The following is a 26,614-nucleotide window of genomic DNA, read 5'->3' on the forward strand; positions in this document are numbered from 1 at the left end:
TTCTCCCGTCACTCGCCCGCCGGTGCACGCGCGCGTGCGCCTACCCTGGGCCGCATGCCCACGCTGATCCTCGTCCGGCACGGACGATCCACCGCCAACACCGAGGGACTGCTCGCCGGGTGGACCCCCGGTGTCGCCCTGGACGAGCGCGGCCGGACCCAGGCCGCCGCGCTGCCCCAGCGGCTCGCCGAGCTGCCCCTTGCCGAGATCGTCAGCAGCCCGCTCCAGCGCTGCCAGGAGACGCTCCAGCCCCTCCTGGACGCCCGGCCCGGGCTGACCGCCCACACCGACGAACGGATCGGCGAGTGCCACTACGGCGACTGGTCCGGCCGCAAGCTCGCCGAGCTCAAGGACGAGCCCCTGATGGAGGTCGTCCAGGCCCATCCGTCGGCGGCCGCGTTCCCCGGCGGCGAGTCGATGCGGTCCATGCAGACCCGCGCCGCCGAGGCGGTACGGGAGTGGAACGCGCGCGTGGAGCGCGACCACGGCCCCGACGCCGTCTATCTCATGTGCTCGCACGGCGACATCATCAAGTCGCTCGTCGCGGACGCGCTCGGACTTCATCTCGACCTCTTCCAGCGGATCTCCGTCGAACCGTGTTCCATCACCGCGATCCGTTACACCCGTCTGCGCCCGTTCCTCGTACGCCTCGGCGACACCGGTGACTTCGCCTCCCTGGCCCCCCGCGAGACACCTCCCGCGGACGACGCCCCCGTCGGGGGTGGTGCGGGCGCACCGTGATCGTCGGGCGCAGTAGGGTGAAGCGGTCGCAAGTGCGGCGCACCCATCCACGACTCCAGGAGACAGGACGTGTCCCGTCAGGTGTTCCTCTACGACCCCCCGGACCGCTTCGTGGCCGGTACGGTCGGACTGCCCGGACGCCGTACGTTCTTCCTCCAGGCCACCGCCGGCTCCCGGGTGACCAGCGTGGCCCTGGAGAAGACCCAGGTCGCCGCCCTCGCCGAACGCATGGACGAACTGCTGGACGAGGTCGTGCGGCGCAGCGGCGGCAACGCCTCCGTCCCGGCCATGGCACCCACCGAGATCTCCGACACCGCCCCGCTGGACACCCCCGTCGAGGAGGAGTTCCGCGTCGGCACCATGGCGCTGGCCTGGGACGGTGAGGAGCAGCGCATGATCGTCGAGGCGCAGGCCCTCGTGGAACTCGACGCGGAGTCCGAGGAGGACCTCGCCGAGGCCGAGGAAAGGCTCCTCCAGGACGAGGAGAACGGCCCCCCGATGCTGCGGGTCCGGCTCACCGGCGCGCAGGCGAGAGCCTTCGCCAAGCGGGCCCTGGACGTCGTCAACGCCGGGCGGCCGCCGTGCCCGCTGTGCAGCCTCCCGCTCGACCCGGAAGGACACGTATGTCCGCGCCAGAACGGATACCGCCGCGGAGCGTGACCACGGCAGAGCTGCTCACCCGCGGTGAGCTGACGGTGCGCGGACAGATCCGGGACGCCTCCAACGCGGTGCTGTACTGCTCCGTGGCGCACGACGGCCAGGAGGCCTTCTGCGTCTACAAGCCCGTCCGCGGCGAGCGCCCCCTGTGGGACTTCCCGGACGGCACCCTCGCCCAGCGCGAGGTCGCCGCCTACGAGGTGTCCGAGGCGACCGGCTGGGACCTCGTACCGCCCACCGTGCTGCGCGACGGGCCCTACGGCGAGGGCATGGTCCAGCTGTGGATCGAGGGCGAGCCCGGCGCCGAGCTGCTCGCCCTGGTCGACGGCGAGGAACCCGAGCCCGGCTGGAAGGCCATCGGCTTCGCCGAGGTCGGCGAGGGAAAGACCGCGCTGCTGGTCCACGCCGACGACGAACGGCTGCGCCGACTGGCCGTCCTGGACGCCGTCATCAACAACGCGGACCGCAAGGGCGGCCATCTGCTGCCCGCCGGGGACCGCCTTTACGGCATCGACCACGGCGTCACCTTCAACGTCGACAACAAGCTCCGCACGCTGCTGTGGGGCTGGGCGGGCGAGCCCCTGACGGGGGAGGCGGTCGACGTCCTGAAGGGCCTCAAGGAGGCGCTCGGCGCCGAGGGAGCCCTGGCCGCGCGTCTGGCCGTACTCATCACCCCCGCCGAACTCGACGCCACGCGCGCGCGGGTCGATGAACTGCTCGCCACCGGCAAGCACCCGGAGCCGAGCGGTGAGTGGCCGGCCATTCCCTGGCCGCCGGTGTAGCGGCGGCCGTTCCCCGACCGCCGGTGTCGCTGCACACTGGACGACAGCGCGCAAGACCGCCTTACCGGCCATCCGGCCCGGTCCGGTTCGTATACGGAACATCCGTCCGGTTAGGCTCATGACATGCATGCCTGGCCCGCTTCCGAGGTCCCCGCCCTGCCTGGTCAGGGCCGCGACCTGAGGATCCACGACACCGCGACCGGCGGTCTGGTCTCCCTCGACCCCGGTCCCGTCGCCCGTATCTACGTCTGCGGCATCACGCCGTACGACGCGACCCACATGGGTCACGCGGCGACCTACAACGCGTTCGACCTCGTGCAGCGCGTGTGGCTCGACACCAAGCGGCAGGTTCACTACGTCCAGAACGTCACCGACGTCGACGACCCGCTCCTGGAGCGCGCCGAGCGGGACAGCGTCGACTGGGTCGCCCTCGCCGAGAAGGAGACAGCGCTCTTCCGCGAGGACATGACCGCCCTGCGGATGCTCCCGCCGCAGCACTACATCGGCGCCGTCGAGGCGATACCGGGGATCGTCCCGCTCGTCGAGCGGCTCCGGGACGCGGGCGCCGCCTACGAACTCGAAGGCGACATCTACTTCTCCGTCGAGTCCGACCCGAACTTCGGCAAGGTCTCGAACCTCGACGCCGCCGCCATGCGGCTGCTGTCCGCCGAGCGCGGCGGCGACCCCGACCGGGCGGGCAAGAAGAACCCGCTCGACCCGATGCTGTGGATGGCCGCCCGCCCGGGCGAGCCCAGCTGGGACGGCGGCTCGCTCGGCCGCGGGCGCCCCGGCTGGCACATCGAGTGCGTCGCCATCGCCCTCGACCACCTCGGCATGACCTTCGACGTCCAGGGCGGCGGCTCCGACCTCGCCTTCCCGCACCACGAGATGGGCGCCTCCCACGCCCAGGTGCTCACCGGCGAGTTCCCCATGGCCAAGGCGTACGTCCACGCCGGCATGGTCGCCCTGCACGGCGAGAAGATGTCCAAGTCCAAGGGCAACCTCGTCTTCGTCTCCGCGCTGCGCCGCGAGGGCGTCGACCCGGCCGCGATCCGGCTCGCCCTGCTCGCCCACCACTACCGGGCCGACTGGGAGTGGACCGACCAGGTGCTCGAGGACGCGGTCGCGCGGCTCGGACGGTGGCGTGCCGCCGTCTCCCGGCCCGACGGCCCGGCCGCCGAGGAACTCGTCGAGGAGATCCGCGAGGCCCTCGCGAACGACCTCGACGCCCCGGCCGCGCTCGCCGCGGTCGACCGCTGGGCGGCCCGCCAGGAGGAGTCCGGCGGCACTGACGAGAGCGCCCCCGGCGTCGTCTCGCGCGCGGTGGACGCGCTGCTCGGCGTCGCCCTGTAGTTCGCGCTCGCAGGCACTGAGAAGGGCGCCTCCCCGCCACAGGGAGGCGCCCTTCGTGTCACCCGGTCAGATCTTGCGGATCTGGATGCTGCGCAGGATCTGCGGCGTGGCCGAGTCCCAGATGCCGATCACCTGGTGACCGAAGGCGAACGCCTCCTGGACTTGGTCGTGGGTCTGCGGGCCGGGGTTGAACAGGACCCTCAGCTGACCGCCGACCACCAGCCCGATCACGCTCGGCTGCCCCGGCAGCGGCTGGACGACGTCGATGTAGCCGTTCGCGATGCCGGCCTGGAAGGCCTGCGTCTGCACCTGCTGCTGCACGTACTGCACGGCGGCCTGGGCGATCTGGTGGATGTGCTGCTGCACCTGCTGCTCGACCTGTTGCTGCTGCTGTTGCTGGCCCATCTGCTGCTGGCCGAAGCCCTGCTGCTGGGCGAAGGGCTGCTGGCCGAGCTGCTGGAGCAGCTGCTGGTAGGGCTGCTGCTGGCCGAGCTGCTGGAGCTGCTCCAGCGAGCCGCCGCCCATGCCGTACGGCTGCTGCTGGCCGAAGCCCTGCTGGCCGAACGGCTGCTGCTGTTGCTGCTGGTACGGAGAGGTGCTCGGGAACTGCTGACCCTGCTGTCCTTGCTGTTGTCCCAGTTGGCTCATCTGCGGGGTGGTGCTCATACGGGTGTCACCTTCCCTTGATGGTTGGGATGTGCCGACGTCAGCCCGTCACGACCAGGCCGACGATCTCGTCGTCCGCGAACCACACGCGGACGTCGGGCCGTCCCCCCGCGAAGGCGGAGTGCACCGCCTGGCGGATCTCCGGGGACGGATGGTTCAGGTTCCGCCAGCCGCCGGCCACGAACAGCCGGAGGCGCGGCGGGAGTTCGCGCGGATACGGCAGCAGCTCGTCCCAGTACCGCTCGGCCTGGCCCGAGCCGACCGCGTGCGGCAGCAGATGGGTGACCGCCGCCTTGATGTCGGGCCGGTTGCCGATCCGCTGGGACGCGGGCCGGCCCGGCGCGTCCTGCTGCGGTGACCCGGTCGCCCGGAGCATCGCGCGGGCCCGCTCCGGGGACATCGGCGCCTGGGCGGCCGCCTTGAGCATGCCCTGGAGCGCGGCCAAGGCGCCGACCACCATCGGCGAGGCCGAGGAGGTCCCGGAGAACGTGTCCGTGTACCAGGCGATCTCCTCGGGCCCGCCCTGGAGGTCGCCGGGCCGGTCCCAGAAGCCGCCGGTGGTGGTGACCTCGCGGCCCCAGCCCTGGGCGTCCACGCGGGCGCCGTAGTTGGAGAACGCGAGCCGGGAGCGGTCCGGGCCGTGGTCGCGGCCGTGCGTGCCGGGCGGCGGGGCGCCCGCGCCGACCAGGACCGCGCCGGAGGACTGGTTGGACGGGTTGAACGGGTTGCGCCACCACTCCGGGAATTCGTCGGGGCGCCGCTCGTAGACGGCGTCGTCGAGGGACTCGGCCCCGTTGCCCGCGGCCGCCACGACGAGCACGCCCTTGGCGGTGGCGTACCGGACGGCCGCGAAGTCGTCCGGCCACCATTCGAGGGCGACGTAGCCCTTCTGGTCGTCGCGGTCGGCGAAGTCCAGCCGCGGGCCCGGGCGGTGCAGCTCGATCAGCACGATGTCGCCGGGGCCGAGCCGGTCCGCCGCCGCGTGGATCGCGGCCGCGGTGCCGATGCCCTGGAAGGACGCGGCCGCGGTCACCGCGTCCGGTACGACGCCTGTGACGCCGTACTCGGTGCGGTCGCCGCCGATCACGCCGATCACCGCGGTGCCGTGGTTGCGCCAGGCCACGTCGGTCAGCGGGGTGCCGACCACGACACCGGCCAGCTTGGCGGCCAGGTCCTCGTGACCCAGCTGCCAGGAGCCCTCGACGTCGATCACGGTCACGCCCTGCCCGGTGCCGCCGGGCCGCTGCCAGGCCCAGTGCGCGTCGATCCCCTCGGGGGCCGGGCCCAGATAGCCCTGCCGGCTGCTGAAGTCCGGGGTGACCGGGGTGCCCTCCTTCAGCCGACCGCTCTCCTCGCCGACCTGCCCCAGGGAGGCGGGGACGGCGCCCGGCTTCACGTACGCGGTGTCGATGCCCGGCAGCGCGGCGATCCGCGAGCGCAGTTCCTCGGCGCGGCTGCGGTCGCCGCGGACCCGGTAGAACAGCGCGAGGTCGGGCACGTTCTCGGCGTTCGCCGTCGCCGACTGCTGAAGCCTCTCCTCGCTGCCGAACAGGGGCTCCAGGGTGAGCTGTTCGTCGCTGAGGAACATGTTGAGGGCCGAGACGTCGGCGCCCGCCGCCGACCGTACGCCCTCGGCCCCGGCGCGCAGCCGGGCCTCGGGACGGGCGACGACGATCAGTTCCTGCTCGGCCCCTCGATAGGTGAATCCCGCTCCGTCGGGCCCCGGCCCGGACGCTCCCGGGCCCTGCGCCGGCTGTACCTGGTCGCTCATCGGGTTCCGCTCCCTTCGGTCCTTGCGGGTGCCTGGTTGCGGGTCGTGCGCCTCCGGGGGACAACCAAGCACCGGAACGGCCCCTCGTCCACCCCGTGTTCGCCAACTCGGTTTGAAAACAAGTTGAATTGGGTAACGCGTGCAATCCGTCCTGAAACAGATGTCACGCCGCAATCCGGCCAAAGGCTGCGGAGGTGACGGTCATGTGATGGGGTGAGAGCGTCTGTTGACCGTTCGGCCGGTGATCGCCGGCCCCTTGGCAGAAGGACGCACAGTGGCACCCACAGCACGTTCCTTCGCACGTAGAAGACTCCTCACCGCAACCGCGGCGCTGACGGGAGCGGCGCTGCTCGGCGGCACCGCGCACGCGGCCGAAACGCCGAAACCCGACTGGCCCGACCAGTTCCCGCTGCCCGACGGCTTCCAGCCCGAGGGCATCACCATCGGCGGCAAGCCCTTCGCCTACTTCGGCTCCCTCGCCAACGGCGACATCTACCGGGCGAACCTCGCCACCGGCCGCGGCTCCGTCGTCAGCAAGGGCCTCGGCGCCGGACATCCCACCGTGGGCCTCAAGACCGGCCACGGCAGGCTGTTCCTCGCCGGCGGCGACAGCGGCGAGATCCGCACGGTGGACCTCCGCTCGGGCGCCATCGAGAAGGTGTACGCCACCGGCGGCACCTTCGTGAACGACGTGATCCTCACCCCGGGCGCCGCCTGGTTCACCGACTCCTTCAAGGCCCAGCTCTACCGCGTGGCCCTGGGCAGGCACGGCGCGCCCGGGGCCCTGACGACCCTGCCCCTGTCCGGCGACTGGGTCCAGGGCACCGACTTCACCGCCAACGGCATCGAGCGCACCCCCGACGGCCGCGCCCTGCTGGTGGTGAACTGCTTCGCCGACGGCGGCACCCTCATGCGGGTCGACCCGCGCACCGGAGCCGCGACCGCCGTCGACCTCGGCGGCGCCAAACTCCCCAACGGCGACGGCATGTTGCTCCTCGGCCGGACCTTCTACGTCGTCCAGCAGGCGCAGAACGCCATCGACGTCTTCCACCTGAACGCGGCGGGCACCAAGGGCACGGCGATCACCCGGATCACCGACCCGCGCTTCCGCATCCCGACGACCGTCGCGGCCTGGGGCGACCGGCTCTATCTGCCCAACGCCCGCTTCGACGTGGAGATTCCGACACCGGAGACGGACTACGACGCGGTGGCCGTACCGCGAGTGTGACGTACGAAGGGCGGTGCGCGTCCGGCGCACCGCCCCTGTCCGTACTCACTCCTCCGACGAATCTCCCGGGTCCTCGCCGTCGGCCCCCGCCTCCGTACCCGGCTCGGGGTCCGTGTCCGCGCTCGGCTTCGGCGGCTTCGGCGGTCTCGTACGACCGCTGGGGTTGTCCCGCAGATACGACGTGCCGTCGCCGCTCTCCGTCGCGTGCCCGCCCGGCGGGCTGCCGCCGTCCCGGCGCCGCAGATACCGCTCGAACTCGCGGGCGATCGCCTCGCCCGACGCCTCCGGCAGCTCGGCGGTGTCCCGGGCCTCCTCCAGCGTCTGCACGTACTCGGCGACCTCGGTGTCCTCCGCAGCCAGCTGGTCCACGCCCACCTGCCAGGCGCGCGCGTCCTCGGCCAGCTCGCCCAGCGGGATACGGACGTCGATCAGGTCCTCCAGCCGGTTGAGCAGGGCCAGCGTCGCCTTCGGGTTCGGCGGCTGCGACACGTAGTGCGGCACGGCCGCCCACAGCGACACGGCCGGGACGCCCGCGTGCGTGCATGCCTCCTGGAGGACGCCGACGATGCCCGTGGGCCCCTCGTACTTGGTCTCCTCCAGGTCCATCCGCTGGGCCAGGTCCGGATCGGACGTGGTCCCGCTGATCGGGACCGGACGCGTGTGCGGGGTGTCACCGAGCAGAGCGCCCAGGATCACGACCAGCTCCACGCCCAGTTCATGGGCGAAGCCCAGCAGCTCGTTGCAGAACGAGCGCCAGCGCATGGACGGTTCGATACCTCGGACCAGTACGAGATCGCGCGGTTTCTCGCCGCCGACCCGGACCACGGACAGCCGCGTCGTGGGCCAGGTGATCTTGCGTACTCCGGCGTCCATCCACACCGTGGGCCGGTTCACCTGGAAGTCGTAGTAGTCCTCGGCGTCCAGCGCCGCGAACACCTCGCCCTTCCACTCCCTGTCCAGATGCGCGACCGCGGTGGAGGCGGCGTCGCCGGCATCGTTCCAGCCCTCGAACGCGGCCACCATGACCGGGTCGATCAGCTCGGGAACCCCCTCGAGCTCGATCACCCAGTGCCTCCTTCCGACGTGCCCTCCCGTACGCCCCAACCTTACGGCGTCCAGCGGGGGCGTCCGCAGCCCCCTTGCACGGGGGAGTGAACGCATCACTGCCCCATTAGCCACCCCGGAACACCCCGCGGTCATCCGAGCTGTACCGAATCACCCTGCACGGATGTCACGCGAGGCGGTCAGTGACCCGGGTAGACGTCGGATGACGACAGGCGGTCGAGTGGGGTCACAGTGACGCGCGTAGCCACTGCTCCACGCTCGCGATGTGCACCGTCGCCCACGAGCGCGCCGCCTCCGCGTCCCGGTCCCGCAGGGCGGCGAGGATCATGCGGTGCTCGTGCAGCGTGCGGCTGACGGCGTCCTCCTGGGTCAGGCCGCGCCAGATCCGGGCCCGGGTGGTCGGCCCGGACAGACCGTCGAGGAGGGAACAGAGCACCGAGTTGCCGGAGCTCTGCACGATGCCCCGGTGGAAGTCCAGATCGCAGGCGACCAGCTCCTCCACCGACGGGTTGTCGCCGAGCCTGTCCAACTGGGCCGAGAGGGCGTTCAGTTGCTGCTCGCTCACCCGGGAGGCGGCCATCGCGGTCGCGGCTGGCTCCAGGATGCGGCGCACGGCGAGGAACTCCAGGACCGTGTCGTCGCGGTGGAAGTCGACGACGAAACTCAGGGCCTCCAGGAGGAGTTGGGGGTCGAGGCTCGTCACGTACGTGCCGTCGCCCTGTCGCACGTCCAGGATGCGGATGAGCGACAGGGCGCGCACGGCCTCGCGCAGGGAGTTGCGGGACAGCCCGAGTTCCGCGGCGAGTTCGGACTCCTTGGGAAGCCGGTCGCCGGGGCGCAGGGCGCCGGAGACGATCATGCCTTTGATCTTCTCGATCGCCTCGTCGGTCACTGCCATGGCCGGCCTCCCTGTGGTTCACGCGCATGTCCGTCGAGACATCCGATGTCTCACGTCATTATGGGGGTCGGCGGGCCGTTCGGGAGGGGAAATTCCCCGGTCAGGACGGTCAGACCAGTGCTTCCAGGTCTGAGATCACGGCCGGCTCGTCGAGCGTCGTGAGCACCCGGTCCCGCATCAGCACCCGCCCGTCGACCACGGTGTCCCGCACGTCCGCCGAGTGCGCCGCGTACGCGAGCGTCGACCACGGGTCGTGCAGCGGCCGCAGATGCGGGGCGTTCAGGTCGAGGACGACGAGGTCGGCGCGCTTGCCCGCCTCCAGCGAGCCCAACTGGTCGGCGAGCCCCAGCGCCCGCGCACCCTCGATCGTCGCCATGCGTACGGCCTGTTCGGCGCCGACGAGGGTGGGGTCGCCGCCCGCCTTGTGCACGAGCGCCGCCTGCCGCACCGCCCCGAGCACGTCCAGCGTGTTGGAGCTGACGGCCCCGTCCGTGCCGAGCCCGACGGTCACCCCGGCGCTCAGCAGCCGCGGCACCGGCGCGATCCCGCAGCCCAACTTCAGGTTGGAGACGGGACAGTGGGCGACCGAGGTGCTGGTGCGGGCCAGCGCCGCGATCTCCGGGCCGGTCAGGTCCACGGCGTGCGCGAGCAGCACGTCGTCGCCGAGCAGCCCGAGCGAGTCCAGCAACTCCACAGGGCGCTTGCCGTACTTGACCTCGACGGTGGCCACCTCGGTGGCGTTCTCGGCCGCGTGGATGTGGACCAGGGCGCCGAACTCCCGCGCCAGGGCGAAGATCTCGACGAGCTGGTCGGGGGAGAGGGTGTACGTCGAGTGCGCGAACACCACGGGCCGGTGGCCGGGCCGGGCCGGGCCACGCGCCGCCAGATCCCGTCGCGCCCACTCCAGCCGGTCCTCGTACGCGATCGCGTCCGACAGCCCGGGTACGTCCATGAAGGTCGGCCCGGTGTGCAGCCGCCAGCCCGTCTCGCGCGCCACCTGTTCGGCCGCCTCGTGGAACCAGTACATGTCGAGCGCGGAGGTCACCCCGGCCCGTACGCTCTCGGCGACCGCGAGGCGTACCGCCGCCGCCACGTTCTTCGGCGCCAGCAGCTCGGCCTCGGCGGGCAGCACCCGCTCCAGGAAGCCCTGAAGGGTGACGTCGTCGGCGACACCGCGCATGAGGGTCATCGCGAGGTGGGTGTGCGTGTTGACCAGACCCGGGAGGACGAGACAGCCCGCCGCGTCAATGCGCTCCGCGGCTGTGAATCGCGCTTTCAGCTCCTCGGCCCGACCGACCGCGACGATCTCGCCCTCGTGGACGGCCACCGCCCCGTCCCGTACGAAGGTCCCGGCCTCGTCGACGGTCAGGACGTCACCGCCGTGCACCAGCAGATCGATGCTCACAGTCCGTACTCCTCGGCCAGCAGCCGCAGCGCCTCCAGCGACACCACCGCCCCCTTCTCGACACCGGCCGCGACCACGTCACGGTGCGGGTCGTAGACGCTGATGCCCTCGTCGTCCACCAGCTCGTCCGCGTTCGCCCCGTCCACCACCAGCACGCCACCCGCGACGAGCCCGCGCAGCGACGCCGTGACCAGAAGGGCGGAGAGCTCCATCTCGATGGCGGCGAGGCCGGCCCCGTCGTAGGAGAACAGCGGCAGCAGCCCGGGCTGGAACGCCGCCCGGGTCCAGACGACCCCGCGATGGTGCGGGGCGTCGGCGGCGCGGGCCGCGCGCTGGAGCGCGAAGACGGCCTCGGGGGAGGAGACCGCCGGGTACTCCGGCGGCAGCAGCTGCTGGGTGACCCCGTCGTCACGGACGGCCGCCTCCGCGATGACCAGGTCGCCGTCCGCGATCCCCGGCTTCATCGCACCCGCCGTACCGAACCGCAGCAGCACCCGCACGCCCGCGTCCGCGAGCTCCTGGAACAGCAGGATCGCGCCCGGCCCGCCCACCCCGTGCGAGGCGACGACGACCGGCAGGCCCTTCCAACTACCGCTGAACACACGGTATTCGCGGTGGTACGACACCTCCTCGGCGCCGTCGAGCAGCGCGGCGACGGCCGCGGCGCGCGCCGGGTCGCCGACGACGACCGCGTGGGCCGGCAGGCCGGTGCGGGGTATGCGGGTGATGGGCAGCAGATCCTGTGTCATGAGGCGGCTCCGGTGGACGACGGACGGACACGGCGACGACGGCGTGCCGTGGTGAGGAAGAGGGCGCCGAGCGTGACGACGTACGGCGCGGCGTCGGTGGCCTGTTGGGGCAGACCGAGGCCCTGGAGGCGGAAGCCGGCCGCCTCGGCGAGGCCGAAGAGCAGCGCGGCGAGCAGGACGCCCAGCGGCAGGGCGCGGCCGAGCATGACGGCGACGACGGCGATCCAGCCACGGCCCGCGGTCATGTTCTCGGTGAACAACGTGACGTTGCCGAGCGCGAGTTGGGAACCGGCCAGTCCGCACAGGACGCCGGAGAGCAGCACGGCCGCGTACTTGTACTTCGCGGGGCTCACCCCGAGTGTCGCCGCCGCGTCCGGCGCCTCGCCGACCCCGCGCAGCCTGAGCCCCCACACATGCCGGGACAGCATGACCGCGGCCACCCCGACCGCCGCCCACGACAGATAGGCGAGCGGGCTCAGGCCGCCGATCAGCGGCAGCCCGGCGAGTGACGGATCGTCAAAAGTGCCCTGCACACCGAAGACCGTACGCAGCAGGAAGCTGGTGAGGCCCACGGCGAGGAGGTTCATGGCGACGCCGAGAACGACCGCGTCCCCGCGCAGAGTCACGGTCCCCACCGCGAGGATCAGCGAGTACGCCGCCGCCGCGAGCGCCGCCGCCAGCACGCCCAGCCACGGGCTGCCGGTGAACCAGCTCGTGGCCACCGCCGTGAAGCAGCCCATCAACATCATGCCTTCGAGGCCGATGTTGAAGACGCCCGCACGCTCGCAGATCGCACCGCCCAGCGCGGCCAGCAGGATCGGGGTCAGCGCGCGCAGTGCCGACATCAGGAGATCGGAGTCGAAGAACATCACACCGCCTCCTTACGACGGTTGAACCACCGGCTGGGGAAGCTGAGTCGGGCCGCGAGGAACACGATCACGATCGCCTGGAGCACCTGCGTCAGCTCGCGCGGCACCTCCGTCGTCCGCTCCATCGCCAGGCCGCCGACCTGGAGGACGGCGAAGAAGAAGGACGCGACGACCGTGCCCAGCGGGGCGGCCGTCGCCAGCAGCGCGGCGGTGAGTCCCGTCCAGGTGTAGCCCGGTGCGGTCAGCGAGCCGTCCACGAAGCGGTACGGGAAGCTCAACACCCCGATGGCGCCCACGAGTCCGGCGGTCGCGCCCGACACGGACATCAACTTCAGGGTCAGGCCCCGGCGTTCGACACCCGCGTAGGCGGAGAAGCGCGCGTTGAGACCCGTCATACGGATCTCGTACCCGATCGCCGTCCGCTTGTCCGTGAACCAGTAGGCGGCCGCCGCGAGGACGACCAGAACCAGCCCCCAGGTGACCGTGGAGTCCCCGAACGCGGGCAGCGCCACCCCGTCCGGCAGGGCGCGGGTCTGCGGCAGGCTGGAGCCGGGCTCCTTGAGCGGGTAGCGCGCCAGATAGGAGGCGAGCGACATCGCCGGGTAGCTCAGCAGCAGGCTGCTGACCAGGAGCGGGACACCGAAGTGGTTCTCGCACAGGGCGGCGAGGGTGGCGTAGGCGGCGCCCGCCGCCATGCCCGCGAGGAGGGCGAGGACGACGGTGAGGGGTGCCGGCAGCGGGGAGTAGATGCCGGTGACGGCCGCCGTGATGCCGCCGAGGACCAGCTGGCCGTCGCCGCCGAGGTTGATGAGCCCGGCCCGCAGCGGGATCGCCAGGGCGAGCGCCATGCCGAGCACGCTGGTGCCCGTGGTCAGCGTGGAGCCGATGCCGTCGGCGCCCAACGAGCCGGTGAGGACCGCCTCGTAGGACGCGATCGGGTCCGCGCCGGTGCCGACGAGGAACAGCGCGCCGATGAGGACGCCCGCGAGCACGGAGAAGGTGATGGGGGAGCGCAGGGCTCCGAGTATCCGGTTGTTCATGTCAGTCGACGGCCTCCACCGTGACGGCTTCCCTTGAGGCGCCGCCCGCCATCGCGAGACCCAGCGTCCGTTCGTCCGCCTCGTCCTTGTCGTACGACGCCGTGATCCGGCCCTCGTACATGACCAGCACCCGGTCCGCCAGGCCCCGGATCTCGCTCAGTTCGGCCGAGACGAGGAGCACGGCGTGACCGGCGTCGCGGTAGGCGATCAGCTGGTCGTGGATGTTCTGGATGGCGCCGATGTCGACGCCGCGGGTCGGCTGCTCGACGAGCAACAGCGGTGCCTCATGGGCGAGTTCGCGGCCGATGAGGAGCTTCTGGAGATTGCCGCCGGACAGCGCGGAGGCGGGCACCTCGGGGGCGGACGCCTTGATGCCGAAGCGTTCGGTCAACTGCCGTGCGTGCGCCCGGACTCCGGCCGGGGGCAGCAGCCCGCGGGACGACAACGACGTACGGTGATGTCCCATCGCGAGGTTCTCGGCGACGGACGCGGCAGGGGCCGTACCGACCGCGTGGCGGTCTTCCGGGACATACGCCAGGCCTTTGAGCCGGCGTTCGGTGGCCGAGGCGTGGGTGATATCGGCGTCGAGCAGGGTCACTTGCCCGGTGCTTGTCGGCCGCAGTCCGGCCAGCGCCTCGATCAGCTCGCTCTGGCCGTTGCCCGCGACGCCCGCGATGCCGACGATCTCGCCCGCCCGCACCGTGAGCGAAGCCTCGCGCACCCCGTCGGTGGCGAGGCCGGACACGCCCAGGACCACGTCACCCGGCGTCCCCGGGGCGTGGATGCGGTCGAGTTCGACCGCGCGGCCGGTCATCGCGGCCGCGATCTCGTCGGCGGAGGTCTCCGCGGTGACCAGGCGGGCCACCACCCGGCCGTCCCGCAGCACGGTCACGCGGTCGCTGCCTTCGAGGACCTCGCGCAGCTTGTGCGTGACGAGGATCACCGTACGGCCCTGCGCGGTCAGCGACTTGAGGACGGTGAACAGCGCGTCCGCCTCGGCGGGCGTGAGCACCGCCGTCGGCTCGTCGAGGATCAGCGTGCGGGCGCCGCGGTGCAGCAGCTTGAGGATCTCGACGCGCTGGCGCAGACCGACCGGCAGGTCGCCGACGCGGGCGTCCGGGTCCACGGCCAGACCGTGTTCCTCGACGAGTTCACGCACCCGACGGCGGGCCGCGGCCCGGTCCACCAGGCCGAAGCGGCGCGGCTCGGCGGCGTAGACGACGTTCTCGGCCACGCTCAGCGAGTCGAACAGCTTGAAGCTCTGGTGGACCATGCCGAGTCCGGCGGCCATCGCGTCGCCGGGGCTGGCGAAGTCCGCCTCACGGCCGTCGACGCGGACCGATCCGGCGTCGGCGCGTGTCATGCCGTACAGGATCGACATGAGTGTGGACTTGCCCGCGCCGTTCTCGCCCATGAGGGCGTGGATCTCGCCGCGGCGGACGGTCAGGTCGACGGCGTCGTTGGCGAGCGTGCCGGGGAACCGCTTGGTGATTCCCCGGAGCTCGACCGCCGGATCAGCTTGCGGCGGGGTCATCGACCGTCAGCTTCCCGGACACGATCTGGTCGCGCAGTTCCTTGACCTTCGCGAGGACGTCCGTGTGGTCGGCGATGACGCACTTCGACGTCTCGACGCCGTCCTCCAGGCCGGTCAGGCTGATGCCGCCCTCCTTGAGGCCGTACGAGACGGTCGTGCCCGCCTTGCCGTCGAGCACCGACTCGATGCCCTTCTCCACGGCCACGTCGGTGCGCTTGATCACGTTGTCGACGACCGTGCCGGGCGCCGCGGTGCACTGGTTGACGTCGACGCCGTACGCGTAGGCGCCCTTGGCCTTGGCGGCCTCGAAGACGCCGTAGTTGCCGGCCGCCGCGGCCGCCATGAGCTGGTCGTAGCCCTTGGCGAGCAGGGTGCCCGCCTGCTCCTTGGCGCGGGCCGAGTCGTCGAACGGCGACTGGCCGCCGACGAAGCGCGTGTCCGTCGTGGTCTTCGGCGCGACCTTCTTGGCGCCGGCCGCGAACGGGTCGCTGTAGCGGCGGAACTGGGGCGTGTCGAGGACGTCGACCGCGCCGACCTTGCCCGACTTGCTGAGCAGGCCCGCCTCGGCGCCTGCGAGGTAGACGCCCTCGTGCTCACGGAAGACGGCGCAACTCACGTTCTTGAAGGTCTTCGTGGTGCAGGCGTCGATGATCAGGAACTGCTGCTTCGGGTTCTTCTCGGCCTGCTGGGCGACGATGTCGGCGAACTCGAAGCCGACCAGCACGATGACGTCCGGCTTGGCGTCGACCGCGGCCTGCACGTTCTGCTGCTGGGAGGCGGTGTCGGTGGACTCGTAGACCTTCTGCGAGCCGTCGTGCTTCTTCGCCGCGGACTCGATGCCGCTGACGGCGAGCTTCAGGAACTCGTTCTGGCCCACGGCGTCCGGGGTGACCAGCGTGAACGACGTGTCGCTGCCCGCGCTCGCGCTGCCGGAGTCGTTCTTCGCGGCGGCGTTGCAGGCGGTGGCCGCGGTGACCATCAGCGCGGTGGCGGCGGCGACCTGGAGGGTACGGCGGGATCTGCGGAGCATCGAGGGAGACCTTCCGGATACGGCGATGCGCGCTCCGTCGGGAGCGCGTGAGGGTGGATGGGGGACGCTGCGGGGACGGGGGTCAGCGTCGACAGCCGTCGCCGGCACACCGGCCGAAGTCGAGGAAACGGCGCTTGGTCAGCAGCACGGGCTTTCCTCCTTCGTCTCGGTCTGCGGACTGATCGCTGGACAGTAGCATTCGTTTCTGGACACCTGCTCGACTGTCTCGAACTATGGTTCGTGCAGGTCATGTACGGTGGCGGAGACCACCGGAACATCAGGAGTGTCCCGATATGCCCCAGGAATTGCGCGCGGTCGAGTGGACCGGGGAGAGCCTCGCCCTCATCGACCAGACCCTGCTGCCGCAGCGCACCGCGACCATGGATGTCCGCGATGTGGACACTCTGGTCGACGCGATCCAGCGCCTCGTGGTGCGCGGCGCGCCGGCCATCGGGGCGGCGGGCGCGTACGGTGTCGCGCTCGCGCTCATCGAGGGGGAGCGCGAGGGCTGGTCGGTGGAGGAGGTACGCGCGGCCGTCGCCCGCGTCCGCGAGGCCCGCCCCACGGCCGTCAACCTCATGGTGTGCGTGGACCGCGTCATGACCCGCTTCGACGAGGGCCTCGACGCGGTGCTGGAGGAGGCCGCCGCCGTCCAGCGCGAGGACGTCGAGGCGAACCGCGCGATGGGTGCCTTCGGCGCCGACTGGCTGCTCGAACTGGTCGGCGAGGACCGGCCGTTGCGCATCCTGACCCACTGCAACACCGGCGCCCTCGCGACCGCCGGCTGGGGCACGGCACTCGGCGTCATCCGCGAACTCCACGCGCGCGGACGCCTGGAGGTCGTGTACGCCGACGAGACGCGCCCGCTGCTCCAGGGATCGCGGCTCACCGCCTGGGAGTTGGTCCAGGAGGGCATACCGCACTACGTCCAGGCCGACGGGGCCGCCGCCGGCACCGTCCTGCGCGGCGAGGTCGACGCGGCGATCGTCGGCGCGGACCGCATCGCGGCCAACGGCGACACCGCCAACAAGGTCGGCACGGTGGGCGTCGCGCTCGCCTGCGCCGACGCGGGCATCCCGTTCCTGGTGGCCGCGCCGACGACGACGGTCGACCTCGCCACCAAAACCGGCGACGACATCCACATCGAACTCCGCGGTGAGGATGAGGTGTTGGAGTGGGGCGGGGTGCGGACGGCGCCCGCCGAGTCGCGCGGCCACAACCCCGCGTTCGACGTGACGCCGGGGCGGCTGGTGACGGGGCTGGTGACGGAGCGGGGCGTGCTGGAGGTGTCCGCCGGTCAACTGCCGGGCGATCACCTGAAGTAGAGCCTTTGGTAACAAGAAAGGGACCCCCGAGCTCGGGGGTCCCTTGTCCTTCAGGTCAGCGCTGCGAAAGCTCCAACTCCAGCAGCCACTCCACCACTTCGGTGTGGTGCCGCGCCTGACGCGGATCGGCTCCCCACACGTACAGCCCGTGCCCGGCCACGACCACCGCGGGCATCCGCGGATCCCGCGCCGCCTCCAGCCGGTCCCCGAGCACCTTCATGTCCTGGCTGTTGGCGATGACCGGCAGTGTCACCTCGACGTCGTGCGCGGGCTGCCCGACGCCCTTCAGCATCTCCAGGTCCTTGAACACGATCCCGCCCGGCTCGCGCCGCCCCATGGCCACAGATGCCACCGTGTGGACGTGGACGACGGCCCCGGCCCCGGTCAGCGCGGCGACCCGCGCGTGCAGCTCGGCCTCGGCGGACGGCTTGCCGCCCTGCACTGCGGCGCCCTGCCCGTCCACCAACACCACGTCCGCGGGCGTCAGTTCGCCCTTGTCGTGGCCGCTCGCGGTGACCGCGAGCCGCAGCGGGTCGCGGGTGAGCACCACGGACAGGTTGCCGGAGGTGCCCCGCATCCAGCCGAAGGAGGCGAAGCGGGCGGACTCGGCGGCGAGGACCGCCCCCGCCTCCTCCAGGTCGAGTGCGCTGATCTCGGCGGTCATGCGGTGCTCCCGGTGGTGCCTGTGGTGGTGCTGACGGTGATCTCGTCGAACGTCCCCGCCTGCGCGTGGTCGCCGACGCCTTGCTCGTAGTACGGCTCCCCGGGCCGCCGGACGCCGACCGCGTGCCAGCCGGCCGCGCGGGCCGCGTCCAGCTCGCCGGGGCGGTCGGAGAGGAAGAGGAGCCTGGACGGCGCGACGCCGGTCGCCGCCGCGATACGGCGGTAGGACTCCGGCTCCTGCTTGGGCCCCGCGTTCTCGGTGTCGTACAGCCCCGAGACGAGGGACGTCAGGTCGCCCTCCGGGCTGTTGGTGAACCACGCCCGCTGCGCGGCCACCGACCCGGACGAGTAGACGTACAGCCGCAGCCCCGCCTCGTGCCAGGCGCGCAGCTGCGGTACGACGTCGTGATAGAAGTGCGAGACGAGGTCGCCGCGGGTAAAGCCCTCGGACCAGATGATGCCCTGGAGGGTCTTCAGCGGGGTGGCCTTGCGGTCCTCGTCGAGCCAGGCGTTGAGGGCCTTCTCGACGGCCGCCGCGTCCGCGTCCGGGTCGCCGAGTTCCTCGCGGACCTGGGCGACGGCCCGCTGGACGTCCGGATCACCGCTCCGCTCGGAGAGCAGTGCTCCGAAACGTGAGCGGGAGTACGGGTAGAGGACGTCGACGACGAAGCCCGTGGCGCTCGTGGTGCCCTCGATGTCGAGCACCACGGCGTCCACGTCGTACACCAGGCTCATGCGGAGGCCTTGTCCGCCTCGTAGCCCGCCGCGATCGTGTCGTAGTCCGGGAAGCGGGACGCGATCGTCGAACCGGTGAAGTTGCCGATCCAGCCGTCCTCCTCGTGGAAGAAACGGATCGCGGTGAACGACGGGCTGGTGCCCATGTCGAACCAGTGGGTGGTGCCGCGCGGCACGCCCAGCAGGTCGCCCTTCTCGCAGAAGACCGCGTGCACCTCGCCGTTCACGTGCAGGTAGAAGATGCCGGAGCCGGAGACGAAGAAGCGGACCTCGTCATCGTCGTCGTGCGTGTGCTCCTGGAGGAACTTCTCGCGCGCGGCCTTCGCCTTCGCCGGGAACTCCGGGTCGTCGCTGGGGTGGAGGCCGAGGACGTCGACGGTGGTGAAGCCCTCCTCGGCGTTCAGCTTCTCGATCTCCGGGCCGTACGCGGCGAACACCGTGTCGCTGTCGGCGTCGAAGGGCACGTCCTCGCGGATCGGCCACTGCTCGTAGCGCACACCGAGCGGCTTGAGCGCCTCGGCGATCTCGGCGGGGTCCGAGGTGCGGCGGACCTGCGTCTCGGGGCCGGACTCGGACCAGGTGGTCAGCAGCGTCATGGGAACAACTCCAGGAGTCTGGAAGGAAAGTCCGGATACCGAGACAAGCACCGGACGGGCGGGGGAGGAAGAGGGACGGCGGCGAAACGCGGCGGGACAGTCGGTCAGCCGCGACACAGCGCACGACAACAGCGGCGCATGCAGGGCATACGCAGCGCGTTCGCGCGGGGTGTCGTCATCGGGGCCTCACTGTGCCGGGTCGGGTGCCGGTCCCGCGATGGTAACCCGGCATGTCAGGTCAATCGGGTGTGACGTAGTCGTTGTCTCATCTGCTGAGAAACCGCTTCCACGCCTTTGACGGATGGCTGAAATCGTTCTCATGATCTGCGTATGAAGACGCTGCTGCTTGTACGGCGGCTGTACGTGGACCTGCTCCGGACGACCACCGCCAGCTGTCGCTGACCCCTCCCGGAGCTCCGCCCTGCCCTCCTTCCGCGGTGGCGCATTCCCTTTCTGCTCGCGCTCCGGGCCCGGCACCCCCTTCATCCGCTCTGCACCACCCCGCACCTGGAGCCCCACCATGTCCCGCACCCGTCTGCCCCTTGCCGCGCTCTCCCTCGCGTCCCTCTCCGCGCTCGTGCTCTCCGGCTGCTCGCAGTCCACCGACGCCTCCAAGTCCAAGGACGCGGGCGACACCGCCGCCTCCGCGTCGGCCGCCACCGGCAAGAAGCCCGCCCCGTTCAGCGCGGGCGCGGTCAAGGTCGCCCTGGTCCGGCAGAGCGGCGCCGGCGACTACTTCGAGCAGTGGGGCAACGGCGCCAAGGCGCAGGCCAAGGCCCTCGGCATCGACCTGACCGTGTACGACGCCCAGGCCGACAACGCCAAGCAGGCCACCGACCTGTCCTCGGCCATCAACTCCGGCGCCAAGGCGATCATCATCGACCACGGCTTCCCGGCCACCATCCAGCCGGAGATCGACAAGGCCGTGAAGAAGGGCATCAAGGTCGTCGTCTACGACGTCGAGACGGCCACCCAGGGCGTCGTCTCCACCAAGCAGGACGACGCCAGCATGGCCCAGGCCGTGCTCGACGTGATGGCCGAGAAGGTCGGCAAGGACGCCAAGGTCGGCTACGTCAACGTCGCCGGGTACGCCGCCCTCGACAAGCGGAACACCGTGTGGACGAAGGAACTCGCCGCGCAGGGCTGGAAGCAGGAGTTCAAGGTCGGCAAGGTCACCGACTCCACGGCCACTGACAACGTTCCCCTCGTCTCCGCCGCGCTCACCCAGCACGGCGACGTCGCCGGTGTCTTCGCCCCCTACGACGAGCTCGCCAAGGGCACCGTCCTCGCCGTGCAGAACAAGAAGCTCCAGGACAAGGTGAAGGTCTTCGGCGCGGACGTCTCCAACGCCGACATCCAGCAGATGACCGCCGCCGACAGCCCCTGGGTCGCCACCGCCGGCACCGACCCGTCCGCGGTCGGCGCCGCCGTCGTCCGCACCACCGCCCTCGAACTCGCCGGTCAACTGAACAAGACCTCCGTCGAGTTCCCGGCCGTCGCCATCACGCAGGACTTCCTGCGCGAGAAGAAGATCGAGAACATGGACCAGCTGCGCGAGGCGCTGCCCGCGCTGAACCTGTCCCAGGTCTCGACCGCGGACTGGATCTCGAATGTCGCCCACTGAGACGGCTGCTGTTTCCCTGGCCGATGTCAGCATGGCCTTCGGCGGCAAGACGGTCCTGGAGTCCGTCTCGCTGGACATCGCACCGGGCAGCGTCGTCGCGCTGCTCGGCGCGAACGGCGCCGGCAAGTCCACGCTGATCAAGATCCTGTCCGGCGTGCACACCGACCACGGCGGCGAGGTGCGGGTCGCCGGTGAGCCCGCGGCACTCCAGTCGCCGCTGGCCGCCCGGCAGTTGGGCATCCAGACCGTGCACCAGCGCATCGGCGAGGGCATCGTGCCCGGCCTCACGGTCGCCGAGAACCTCGTCTTCGAGGAACTCGCCCAGCGCCGCGGCAACCCCTTCCTCAACGGCGCCAAACTGCTGGCCCGCGCCCGCGAGATCCAGGCCGGCCTGGAACTGGGCTGGAGCGACGCACTGCTGAAGAGAGACGTCACCGAACTCGGCATCTCCGACCGCCAGTTGCTCATCCTCGCCCGCGCCCTGGCCACCCGCCCCCGCCTCCTTATCCTCGACGAGCCGACCTCCGCGCTGTCGGCGGCCGAGGCGGAACGCCTCTTCGCCCTCGTCGAGAAGATGCGCGACGACGGCATCGCCGTCCTCTACGTCTCCCACCGCCTCGGCGAGATCGACGCCCTCGCCGACCGGTTGGTCGTCCTGCGGGACGGCCGTCTCACCGAGGACCAGGCCAAGCCCTTCGACTGGGACGCGGCCCTGCGCGCGATGCTCGCGCAGGCCCAGGAGGCGACCACGGCCCGGCCGGTGCGCGAAGGCACTGCCGGTGAGGTCGCGCTGTCCCTGCGCGGGGTACGGCTCTTCGAGGGCCGCACACCTCTCGACCTGGACGTCCGTGCGGGCGAAGTAACCGGCGTCGTCGGCCTGTTGGGCGCGGGCAAGACCGAGCTGGCCCGCGGCCTGTTCGGCGCCGAGCCCTTCGCGGCGGGCGCCGTCGCGCTCGACGGCAAGGACTTCGCGCCCCGCAGGCCGGCCGACGCCATCCGCGCCGGCATCCACCTGGTCCCCGAGGACCGGCACGCCGACGCCCTCGTCCCCGGCTGGTCGCTCGCCCAGAACATCTCGCTGCCGTTCCTGAAGTCCCTGTCCCGGCTCGGCCTCGTCAACACGGCGAAGGAGGACGCACTGGGCCGCGACACCATCGCCGCCCTCGGTGTCGTCACCCGCGACGAGCACAGCACCGTCGAGGAGCTGTCCGGCGGCAACCAGCAGAAGGTCGTCGTCGGCCGCTGGCTCGCCGAGACACCCCGTGTCCTCATCCTGGACGAGCCGTTCCGAGGCGTGGACATCGGCGCCCGCCGGGACATCGGCCGCCGCGCCCGGACCCTGGCCGCCGAGGGCGCCGCGGTGCTCGTCCTGTCCGCCGACGTCGACGAGGTGCTGGAGGTCGCCGACCGGGTCGTCGTGCTGGCCGCCGGCGAGATCCACCTCGACGCCTACGGCGAGGACGCGGAACGCGACCGCGTGATCCAGACCATCTCGGCGTCGGTGTGACGCCCGCGCCCGCCGCCGCTGAAGGAAGCACCCCATGACCACAGCCCAGAGCACCCCGGCGAAGACGGCGACCCCGTCCACCACGGCCACCCCGGCCGCCCGCGTCCAGAACGCCGTCATCAAGTACGGCTTCATCTTCGTGACGGTCGCCCTCTTCCTCTACTTCGCGCTCAGTGAGGGCTCCTTCCGCGAGTCGGCGACCCTCCTCGACACCCTGCGCTATGTCTCCGTCGCCGCGATCCTCGGCCTCGGCGTCACCCTCACCATGGCCGTCGGCGGAATGGACATGTCCGTCGGCGCGGTCGCGGGCCTCGGTGTCTCGGTCGCCGCCCAGACGATGGTCGTCTACAACCAGATCGGCACCGTTGCGATCGTCGCGGTGCTCGCTGCGGGCGCCGTGGTGGGTCTGCTCAACGCCCTGCTGATCGTCGTCCTGAAGATCCCCGACATGCTGGCGACCCTGGGCACCCTGTTCATCGTCCAAGGACTCAAACTCGTCCTGGTCGACGGCCAGTCCATCACCCCCGGCATGACCCTGGACGACGGCACCACCGCGCCCGGCAAGTTCACCGAGGGCTTCCTGAAGATCGACCGGGGCACGGTCCTCGGCATCCCCATCTCGGTCCTCGTCTTCGGCGGACTGACCGTCGCCGCCTGGGTCTTCCTCGCCCGCACCCGCTGGGGCCGGGTGCTGTACGCCATCGGCGCCAACCCCGAGGCGTCCCGGCTGGCCGGCATCCGCGTCGGCGCGTACCGGGCCCTCGCCTACGTCCTCTCCGGCGTCCTCGCCTCCGTCGGCGGCCTGATCCTGGCCTCCCGCATCGGCCAGGGCGACGTGTCCGCCGGCACCTCGCAGCTCCTGGAGGCCGTGGCGGTCGCCCTGGTCGGCACCTCCGTCCTCGGCAAGGGCCGCCCGAACGTCTGGGGCACGGCCCTCGGCGCGGTCCTGATCGGCATCATCACCACCGGCCTGACCATCAAGGGCCTGCCGTACTACACCCAGGACGTCGTCGAGGGCGCGGTCCTCATCCTCGCCCTGGTCTTCAGTTTCACGTTGTCCAAGCGCCGCACCGCATAGGGGAGTTCACGATGGGTTACCGCATCCTGGAGACCGAGGACATCCCGGCGTACCTGCGCGAGCGCGGCCACTGGGACGAGGCCGCCGACCCGGACGTCCGCGAGGTCTCCGACGGCAACATGAACCGCGTCTTCCTGGCGACCTCACCCGCCGGCACCCGCAGCCTCGCCGTGAAGCAGGCCCTGCCCTGGGTCCGCGTGGCGGGCCCGTCCTGGCCGATGAACCCGGACCGCGCCGACGCCGAGGCCCGCGCCTACGACCAGGTCGCCAAGGTCGCCCCGGACAAGATCCCGGCGATCCACGGCTACGACCCCGAGAACTACGCCCTCGTCATGGAGGACATGTCGGACCTGGAGGTCCTGCGCACGCTCCTCAACGAAGGCGCGGCGTACGGCCCGAACACTTCGGCCCGGGTGGGCGAGTTCGTCGCCCAACTGTCCTTCGCCACCAGTGACTTCGGCATGCCCTCCGCCGAGCGCAAGGCCCTGATCGCGGCCTCGGTCAGCCCCGAGCTGTGCAAGATCACCGAGGACGTGGTCCTCTCCGAGCCGTACATCGAGCACGAGCACAACCACTGGCACGAGGACCTCGCCGACCTGGCGGCGGAGTTCCGCGCGGACGCGAGGCTCCGCACGGAGGTGGCCGACCTCAGGCATCTCTTCATGACCAGCGCACAGGCCCTCCTCCACGGCGACCTGCACACCGGCAGCATCATGGTCGGCGACCGCGAAGGCGCCCCGGTCGTGCGGGTCTTCGACCCCGAGTTCTCCTTCGTCGGCCCGATCGGCTACGACCTCGGCCTCTACTGGGCCAACGTACTGGTGTCGGAGGAACGGGCGCGGGCACTGGGCACGTTGTCCGACCACGCGGACCAACTCCGGCTGTCCTGGGAGGCGTTCGAGACGGAGTTCCGTCGCCTCTGGCCGACCCGTGTCGACACCTTCTTCGACGACGCCTACCTGGACCGCTTCCTGCGCCGGGTCTGGACGGAGTCGGTCGGCTACGCGGGCACGGAGATCGTCCGCCGCATCATCGGCTTCGCCCACCTGACCGACCTGACGACCCTCCCGGACCCGGCACCGGCGTCCCGGAGGGCGCTGCTGCTGGGCCGTGAACTGATCGTGCGCCGCGAGGAGTTGCGGGACGTGGCCGCCGTACGCGAGGCCGTCGCCTCACTCGGCTGACTCGGCGTCGAACCACTCCTTGCCGGCGGCCCAGTGCCGCACCCAGCCGGCGAAGCCGGGCGCGGCGGTCGTATGACCGAACTCTGCGCCGAACGGCAGGGCACCCACATCGGTGACGTGCCATATGTGACCCCGGTGGGGGCCACTGACGACCAGGTGCCAGTCCATGCCGCAGCCGTCCGTGCCGAGGTTGAGCGAACCCTGGTGGACGACCTGCTCGACGACGGCGTCGGGGTCCTCGTGGCCCCCGTCGTCGTCCTCCCATATCCAGGGCTCGGCGAGGGGAAAGGGACGGCCCAGATCCTGTCCCTTGGCGCTCTCGGCCAGCCCCACCAGCCCGTACTCCGGCGGCCCTTGGAACGACCCGTCCGACACCTCCGCCACGAAGGTCCGGTACGGCTCCGGCAACGTCACGCTGTGCTCCGCCTCGAAGGCGCGCACCGCCTCCCACCCCAGCGCCGAGGCACCCTCCTCATCCACGGCGAACGCCTCGCGCAGCGCGGCGAGTTCCTCGGGGACGGCCCGTTCGATGTTCATGCGCCCATGAAAACAGCCGCCACTGACAACGCGGCATGCGAAAGGGGCGGCTCCATCGGCGTGGAGTCGCCCCTCTCGCGTACCGGCCCCATAGGGGAGGAGGGCCGGGTCTCGGTCAGGTCGGCTCCCGTCAGGAGGAACCGCGCCCTTCGAGTCGTAGCGCCTACTTCTTGTCGAGCAGGTCCTGCACCTTCGCCCGGACGTCGTCCGTCGCCAGGCCCCGGATCGTCAGCGTCGTACGGCGGCGCAGCACGTCGTCCGCCGTCTCGGCCCACTCGGTGTCACGGGCGTACACGACCTGCGCCCAGATCTCGGGGGCGTCGGGGTGGACGCGCTCGCCCAGCTCCGGGTTCTCGTTCGCCAGGCGGGCGATGTCGAAGGCGAGGGAGCCGTAGTGGGTGGCCAGGTGCTTCGCCGTGTCGGCGGCCATGCGCGGACCCGGCGCCGGGTTGTCGACCAGCAGCCGGTGCGCGACCGCGCGCGGGTTGGCGACACCGGGCAGCGGGAGCTTCTTCGGCAGGGACGCGATGGGCTCGAAGTCGTCGCCCAGCGGAGCGCCCGGCAGCGCCTCCAGCTTCTGCATGACCGTACGGCCGATGTGCCGGAACGTCGTCCACTTGCCGCCCGCGACGGACAGCATGCCGCCCTTGCCCTCGGTCACGACGGTCTCGCGCTTGGCCTTGGCGGTGTCGCCGGGCCCGCCCGGCAGCACGCGCAGACCTGCGAAGGCGTACGTGATGAGGTCACGGTCGAGCTGCTGGTCCCGGATGGAGAACGCGGCCTCGTCCAGGATCTGCGCGGTGTCCTTCTCGGTGACCTTGACGTCCGCCGGGTCGCCCTCGAACTCCTCGTCCGTGGTGCCCAGCAGCAGCATGTCCTCCCAGGGCAGGGCGAACGTGATGCGGTACTTGTCGATCGGCGTGGCCAGCGCGGCCTTCCAGGGGGAGGTGCGCTTCAGGACCAGGTGCGCGCCCTTGGAGAGCCGGATGGAGGGCGCCGCGTTCGGGTCCTCCATCTTGCGCAGGTGGTCGACCCACGGGCCGGTCGCGTTCAGCACGAGCCGGGCGTTCACGCCGAACTCGTCGCCGGACAGCCGGTCGCGCAGCTCGGCGCCCGTCACCCGGCCCTGGGTGAACCGCAGCCCGGTCACCTCGGCGTGGTTCAGGACGACCGCGCCCGCCTCGACGGCCGCACGGACCGTCATCAGCGCCATGCGGGCGTCGTTCATCTGGTCGTCGCCGTAGACCGCGACGGCCTTGAGATTGTCGGTGCGCAGCTCGGGCACGTCCTGCGCCGCCTTCGCGGGGGACAGGAGGTGACCGACGCCGTCACCGAACGCGGAGAGCGCGGAGTAGGCGAAGACGCCTGCCCCGAGCTTCGCGGCGCCGTGCGGCCCGCCCTTGTACACGGGCAGGTAGAACGTGAGCGGGTTCGCCAGGTGGGGAGCCACCTGGCGAGACACCGCACGGCGCTCGAAGTGGTTCTCCGCCACCAGCTTCACCGCGCCGGTCTGCAAGTAGCGCAGACCGCCGTGGAGCAGCTTGGAGGAGGCGGAGGAGGTGGCGCCGGCGAAGTCA

Annotated in this window: 25 protein-coding genes; 10 read left to right on the forward strand and 15 right to left on the reverse strand. The window is 71.3% G+C overall.

Annotated features, from left to right (window positions below):
- The first annotated feature begins 54 nt into the window (after window positions 1–54).
- The 4 genes from IQ210_RS37900 to mshC all read left to right on the forward strand — a co-directional run bounded on the left by IQ210_RS37900 (window position 55) and on the right by mshC (window position 3,533).
- Window positions 55–741, forward strand: coding sequence for a histidine phosphatase family protein (locus IQ210_RS37900; RefSeq protein ID WP_194083781.1), 687 nt, complete (start codon window positions 55–57; stop codon window positions 739–741).
- Between the two features lie 69 nt (window positions 742–810).
- Window positions 811–1,401 (forward strand): DUF3090 domain-containing protein, encoded by a 591-nt coding sequence (locus IQ210_RS37905; protein ID WP_194083782.1) that lies wholly within the window; start codon window positions 811–813, stop codon window positions 1,399–1,401.
- A complete protein-coding gene (locus tag IQ210_RS37910; protein ID WP_194083783.1) occupies window positions 1,365–2,180 on the forward strand; it encodes an SCO1664 family protein in 816 nt (271 codons plus the stop codon). The genes IQ210_RS37905 and IQ210_RS37910 overlap by 37 nt, the downstream gene beginning before the upstream one ends.
- A 123-nt stretch (window positions 2,181–2,303) precedes the next feature.
- The gene (gene mshC / locus IQ210_RS37915) at window positions 2,304–3,533 is read left to right on the forward strand and encodes a cysteine--1-D-myo-inosityl 2-amino-2-deoxy-alpha-D-glucopyranoside ligase (protein ID WP_194083784.1); all 1,230 of its coding nucleotides are present in this window, start codon (window positions 2,304–2,306) and stop codon (window positions 3,531–3,533) included.
- Window positions 3,534–3,599: 66 nt separating this feature from the next.
- Here the strand turns inward: mshC and IQ210_RS37920 are convergent, their stop codons facing one another.
- Window positions 3,600–4,199, reverse strand: coding sequence for a hypothetical protein (locus IQ210_RS37920; RefSeq protein WP_194083785.1), 600 nt, complete (start codon window positions 4,197–4,199; stop codon window positions 3,600–3,602).
- Window positions 4,200–4,239: 40 nt separating this feature from the next.
- Window positions 4,240–5,970, reverse strand: coding sequence for a S8 family peptidase (locus IQ210_RS37925; RefSeq protein WP_194083786.1), 1,731 nt, complete (start codon window positions 5,968–5,970; stop codon window positions 4,240–4,242).
- Window positions 5,971–6,244: 274 nt separating this feature from the next.
- Between IQ210_RS37925 and IQ210_RS37930 the strand changes: the two genes are divergently transcribed.
- A complete protein-coding gene (locus IQ210_RS37930; RefSeq protein ID WP_194083787.1) occupies window positions 6,245–7,198 on the forward strand; it encodes an SMP-30/gluconolactonase/LRE family protein in 954 nt (317 codons plus the stop codon).
- A 45-nt stretch (window positions 7,199–7,243) separates the two neighbouring features.
- Here the strand turns inward: IQ210_RS37930 and IQ210_RS37935 are convergent, their stop codons facing one another.
- From IQ210_RS37935 to IQ210_RS37970, 8 genes are all read right to left on the reverse strand, one after another.
- A complete protein-coding gene (locus tag IQ210_RS37935) occupies window positions 7,244–8,263 on the reverse strand; it encodes a PAC2 family protein (protein ID WP_194083788.1) in 1,020 nt (339 codons plus the stop codon).
- A 226-nt stretch (window positions 8,264–8,489) separates the two neighbouring features.
- A complete protein-coding gene (locus tag IQ210_RS37940; protein ID WP_194083789.1) occupies window positions 8,490–9,161 on the reverse strand; it encodes a FadR/GntR family transcriptional regulator in 672 nt (223 codons plus the stop codon).
- Between the two features lie 109 nt (window positions 9,162–9,270).
- Entirely contained in the window at window positions 9,271–10,566 is a 1,296-nt protein-coding gene (locus tag IQ210_RS37945; RefSeq protein ID WP_194083790.1) for an amidohydrolase, read from the reverse strand.
- Entirely contained in the window at window positions 10,563–11,315 is a 753-nt protein-coding gene (locus tag IQ210_RS37950; protein ID WP_194083791.1) for a nucleoside phosphorylase, read from the reverse strand. The genes IQ210_RS37945 and IQ210_RS37950 overlap by 4 nt, the downstream gene beginning before the upstream one ends.
- A complete protein-coding gene (locus IQ210_RS37955) occupies window positions 11,312–12,184 on the reverse strand; it encodes an ABC transporter permease (RefSeq protein WP_194083792.1) in 873 nt (290 codons plus the stop codon). Before IQ210_RS37955 ends, IQ210_RS37950 begins: the two co-directional genes overlap by 4 nt.
- A complete protein-coding gene (locus tag IQ210_RS37960) occupies window positions 12,184–13,224 on the reverse strand; it encodes an ABC transporter permease (RefSeq protein WP_194083793.1) in 1,041 nt (346 codons plus the stop codon). Before IQ210_RS37960 ends, IQ210_RS37955 begins: the two co-directional genes overlap by 1 nt.
- A 1-nt stretch (window position 13,225) precedes the next feature.
- A complete protein-coding gene (locus IQ210_RS37965) occupies window positions 13,226–14,758 on the reverse strand; it encodes an ABC transporter ATP-binding protein (protein ID WP_194083794.1) in 1,533 nt (510 codons plus the stop codon).
- Window positions 14,739–15,788 (reverse strand): BMP family ABC transporter substrate-binding protein, encoded by a 1,050-nt coding sequence (locus IQ210_RS37970; RefSeq protein WP_194083795.1) that lies wholly within the window; start codon window positions 15,786–15,788, stop codon window positions 14,739–14,741. The genes IQ210_RS37965 and IQ210_RS37970 overlap by 20 nt, the downstream gene beginning before the upstream one ends.
- A 293-nt stretch (window positions 15,789–16,081) precedes the next feature.
- Between IQ210_RS37970 and mtnA the strand changes: the two genes are divergently transcribed.
- Window positions 16,082–17,113 carry an S-methyl-5-thioribose-1-phosphate isomerase gene (mtnA, locus tag IQ210_RS37975; RefSeq protein ID WP_194083796.1) on the forward strand — a complete coding sequence of 344 codons (1,032 nt, stop codon included), beginning with the start codon at window positions 16,082–16,084 and terminating at the stop codon, window positions 17,111–17,113.
- A 55-nt stretch (window positions 17,114–17,168) separates the two neighbouring features.
- Here the strand turns inward: mtnA and mtnB are convergent, their stop codons facing one another.
- Genes mtnB through IQ210_RS37990 form a run of 3 tightly spaced genes read right to left on the reverse strand, consistent with a single transcriptional unit; the run spans window position 17,169 to window position 19,107 of the window.
- Window positions 17,169–17,777, reverse strand: a complete 609-nt coding sequence (gene mtnB / locus IQ210_RS37980) for a methylthioribulose 1-phosphate dehydratase (RefSeq protein WP_194083797.1) — start codon at window positions 17,775–17,777, stop codon at window positions 17,169–17,171.
- Window positions 17,774–18,511 carry an acireductone synthase gene (gene mtnC / locus IQ210_RS37985; protein WP_194083798.1) on the reverse strand — a complete coding sequence of 246 codons (738 nt, stop codon included), beginning with the start codon at window positions 18,509–18,511 and terminating at the stop codon, window positions 17,774–17,776. Before mtnC ends, mtnB begins: the two co-directional genes overlap by 4 nt.
- On the reverse strand, window positions 18,508–19,107 hold the full coding sequence (locus IQ210_RS37990) for a 1,2-dihydroxy-3-keto-5-methylthiopentene dioxygenase (protein WP_194083799.1): 600 nt from the start codon (window positions 19,105–19,107) through the stop codon (window positions 18,508–18,510). Before IQ210_RS37990 ends, mtnC begins: the two co-directional genes overlap by 4 nt.
- A gap of 520 nt (window positions 19,108–19,627) precedes the next feature.
- Between IQ210_RS37990 and IQ210_RS37995 the strand changes: the two genes are divergently transcribed.
- The 4 genes from IQ210_RS37995 to mtnK are packed head-to-tail and all read left to right on the forward strand — an operon-like array spanning window position 19,628 to window position 24,500.
- The gene (locus IQ210_RS37995; protein WP_194083800.1) at window positions 19,628–20,731 is read left to right on the forward strand and encodes a substrate-binding domain-containing protein; all 1,104 of its coding nucleotides are present in this window, start codon (window positions 19,628–19,630) and stop codon (window positions 20,729–20,731) included.
- A complete protein-coding gene (locus IQ210_RS38000; protein ID WP_194083801.1) occupies window positions 20,718–22,238 on the forward strand; it encodes a sugar ABC transporter ATP-binding protein in 1,521 nt (506 codons plus the stop codon). The genes IQ210_RS37995 and IQ210_RS38000 overlap by 14 nt, the downstream gene beginning before the upstream one ends.
- 34 nt (window positions 22,239–22,272) lie before the next feature.
- Window positions 22,273–23,316, forward strand: a complete 1,044-nt coding sequence (locus tag IQ210_RS38005) for an ABC transporter permease (RefSeq protein WP_194083802.1) — start codon at window positions 22,273–22,275, stop codon at window positions 23,314–23,316.
- A gap of 11 nt (window positions 23,317–23,327) precedes the next feature.
- On the forward strand, window positions 23,328–24,500 hold the full coding sequence (gene mtnK / locus IQ210_RS38010; RefSeq protein WP_194083803.1) for an S-methyl-5-thioribose kinase: 1,173 nt from the start codon (window positions 23,328–23,330) through the stop codon (window positions 24,498–24,500).
- Here the strand turns inward: mtnK and IQ210_RS38015 are convergent.
- Entirely contained in the window at window positions 24,489–25,037 is a 549-nt protein-coding gene (locus IQ210_RS38015) for an SMI1/KNR4 family protein (RefSeq protein WP_194083804.1), read from the reverse strand. The two genes, mtnK and IQ210_RS38015, sit on opposite strands and share 12 nt — an antisense overlap.
- A gap of 163 nt (window positions 25,038–25,200) precedes the next feature.
- Window positions 25,201–26,614 (reverse strand): glycerol-3-phosphate dehydrogenase/oxidase (locus IQ210_RS38020; protein ID WP_194083805.1); only part of this gene is annotated, 1,414 nt, incomplete at its 5' end.

It is taken from the genome of Streptomyces justiciae, assembly GCF_015163075.1.
GTDB classification, from domain to species: Bacteria; Actinomycetota; Actinomycetes; order Streptomycetales; family Streptomycetaceae; genus Streptomyces; species Streptomyces justiciae.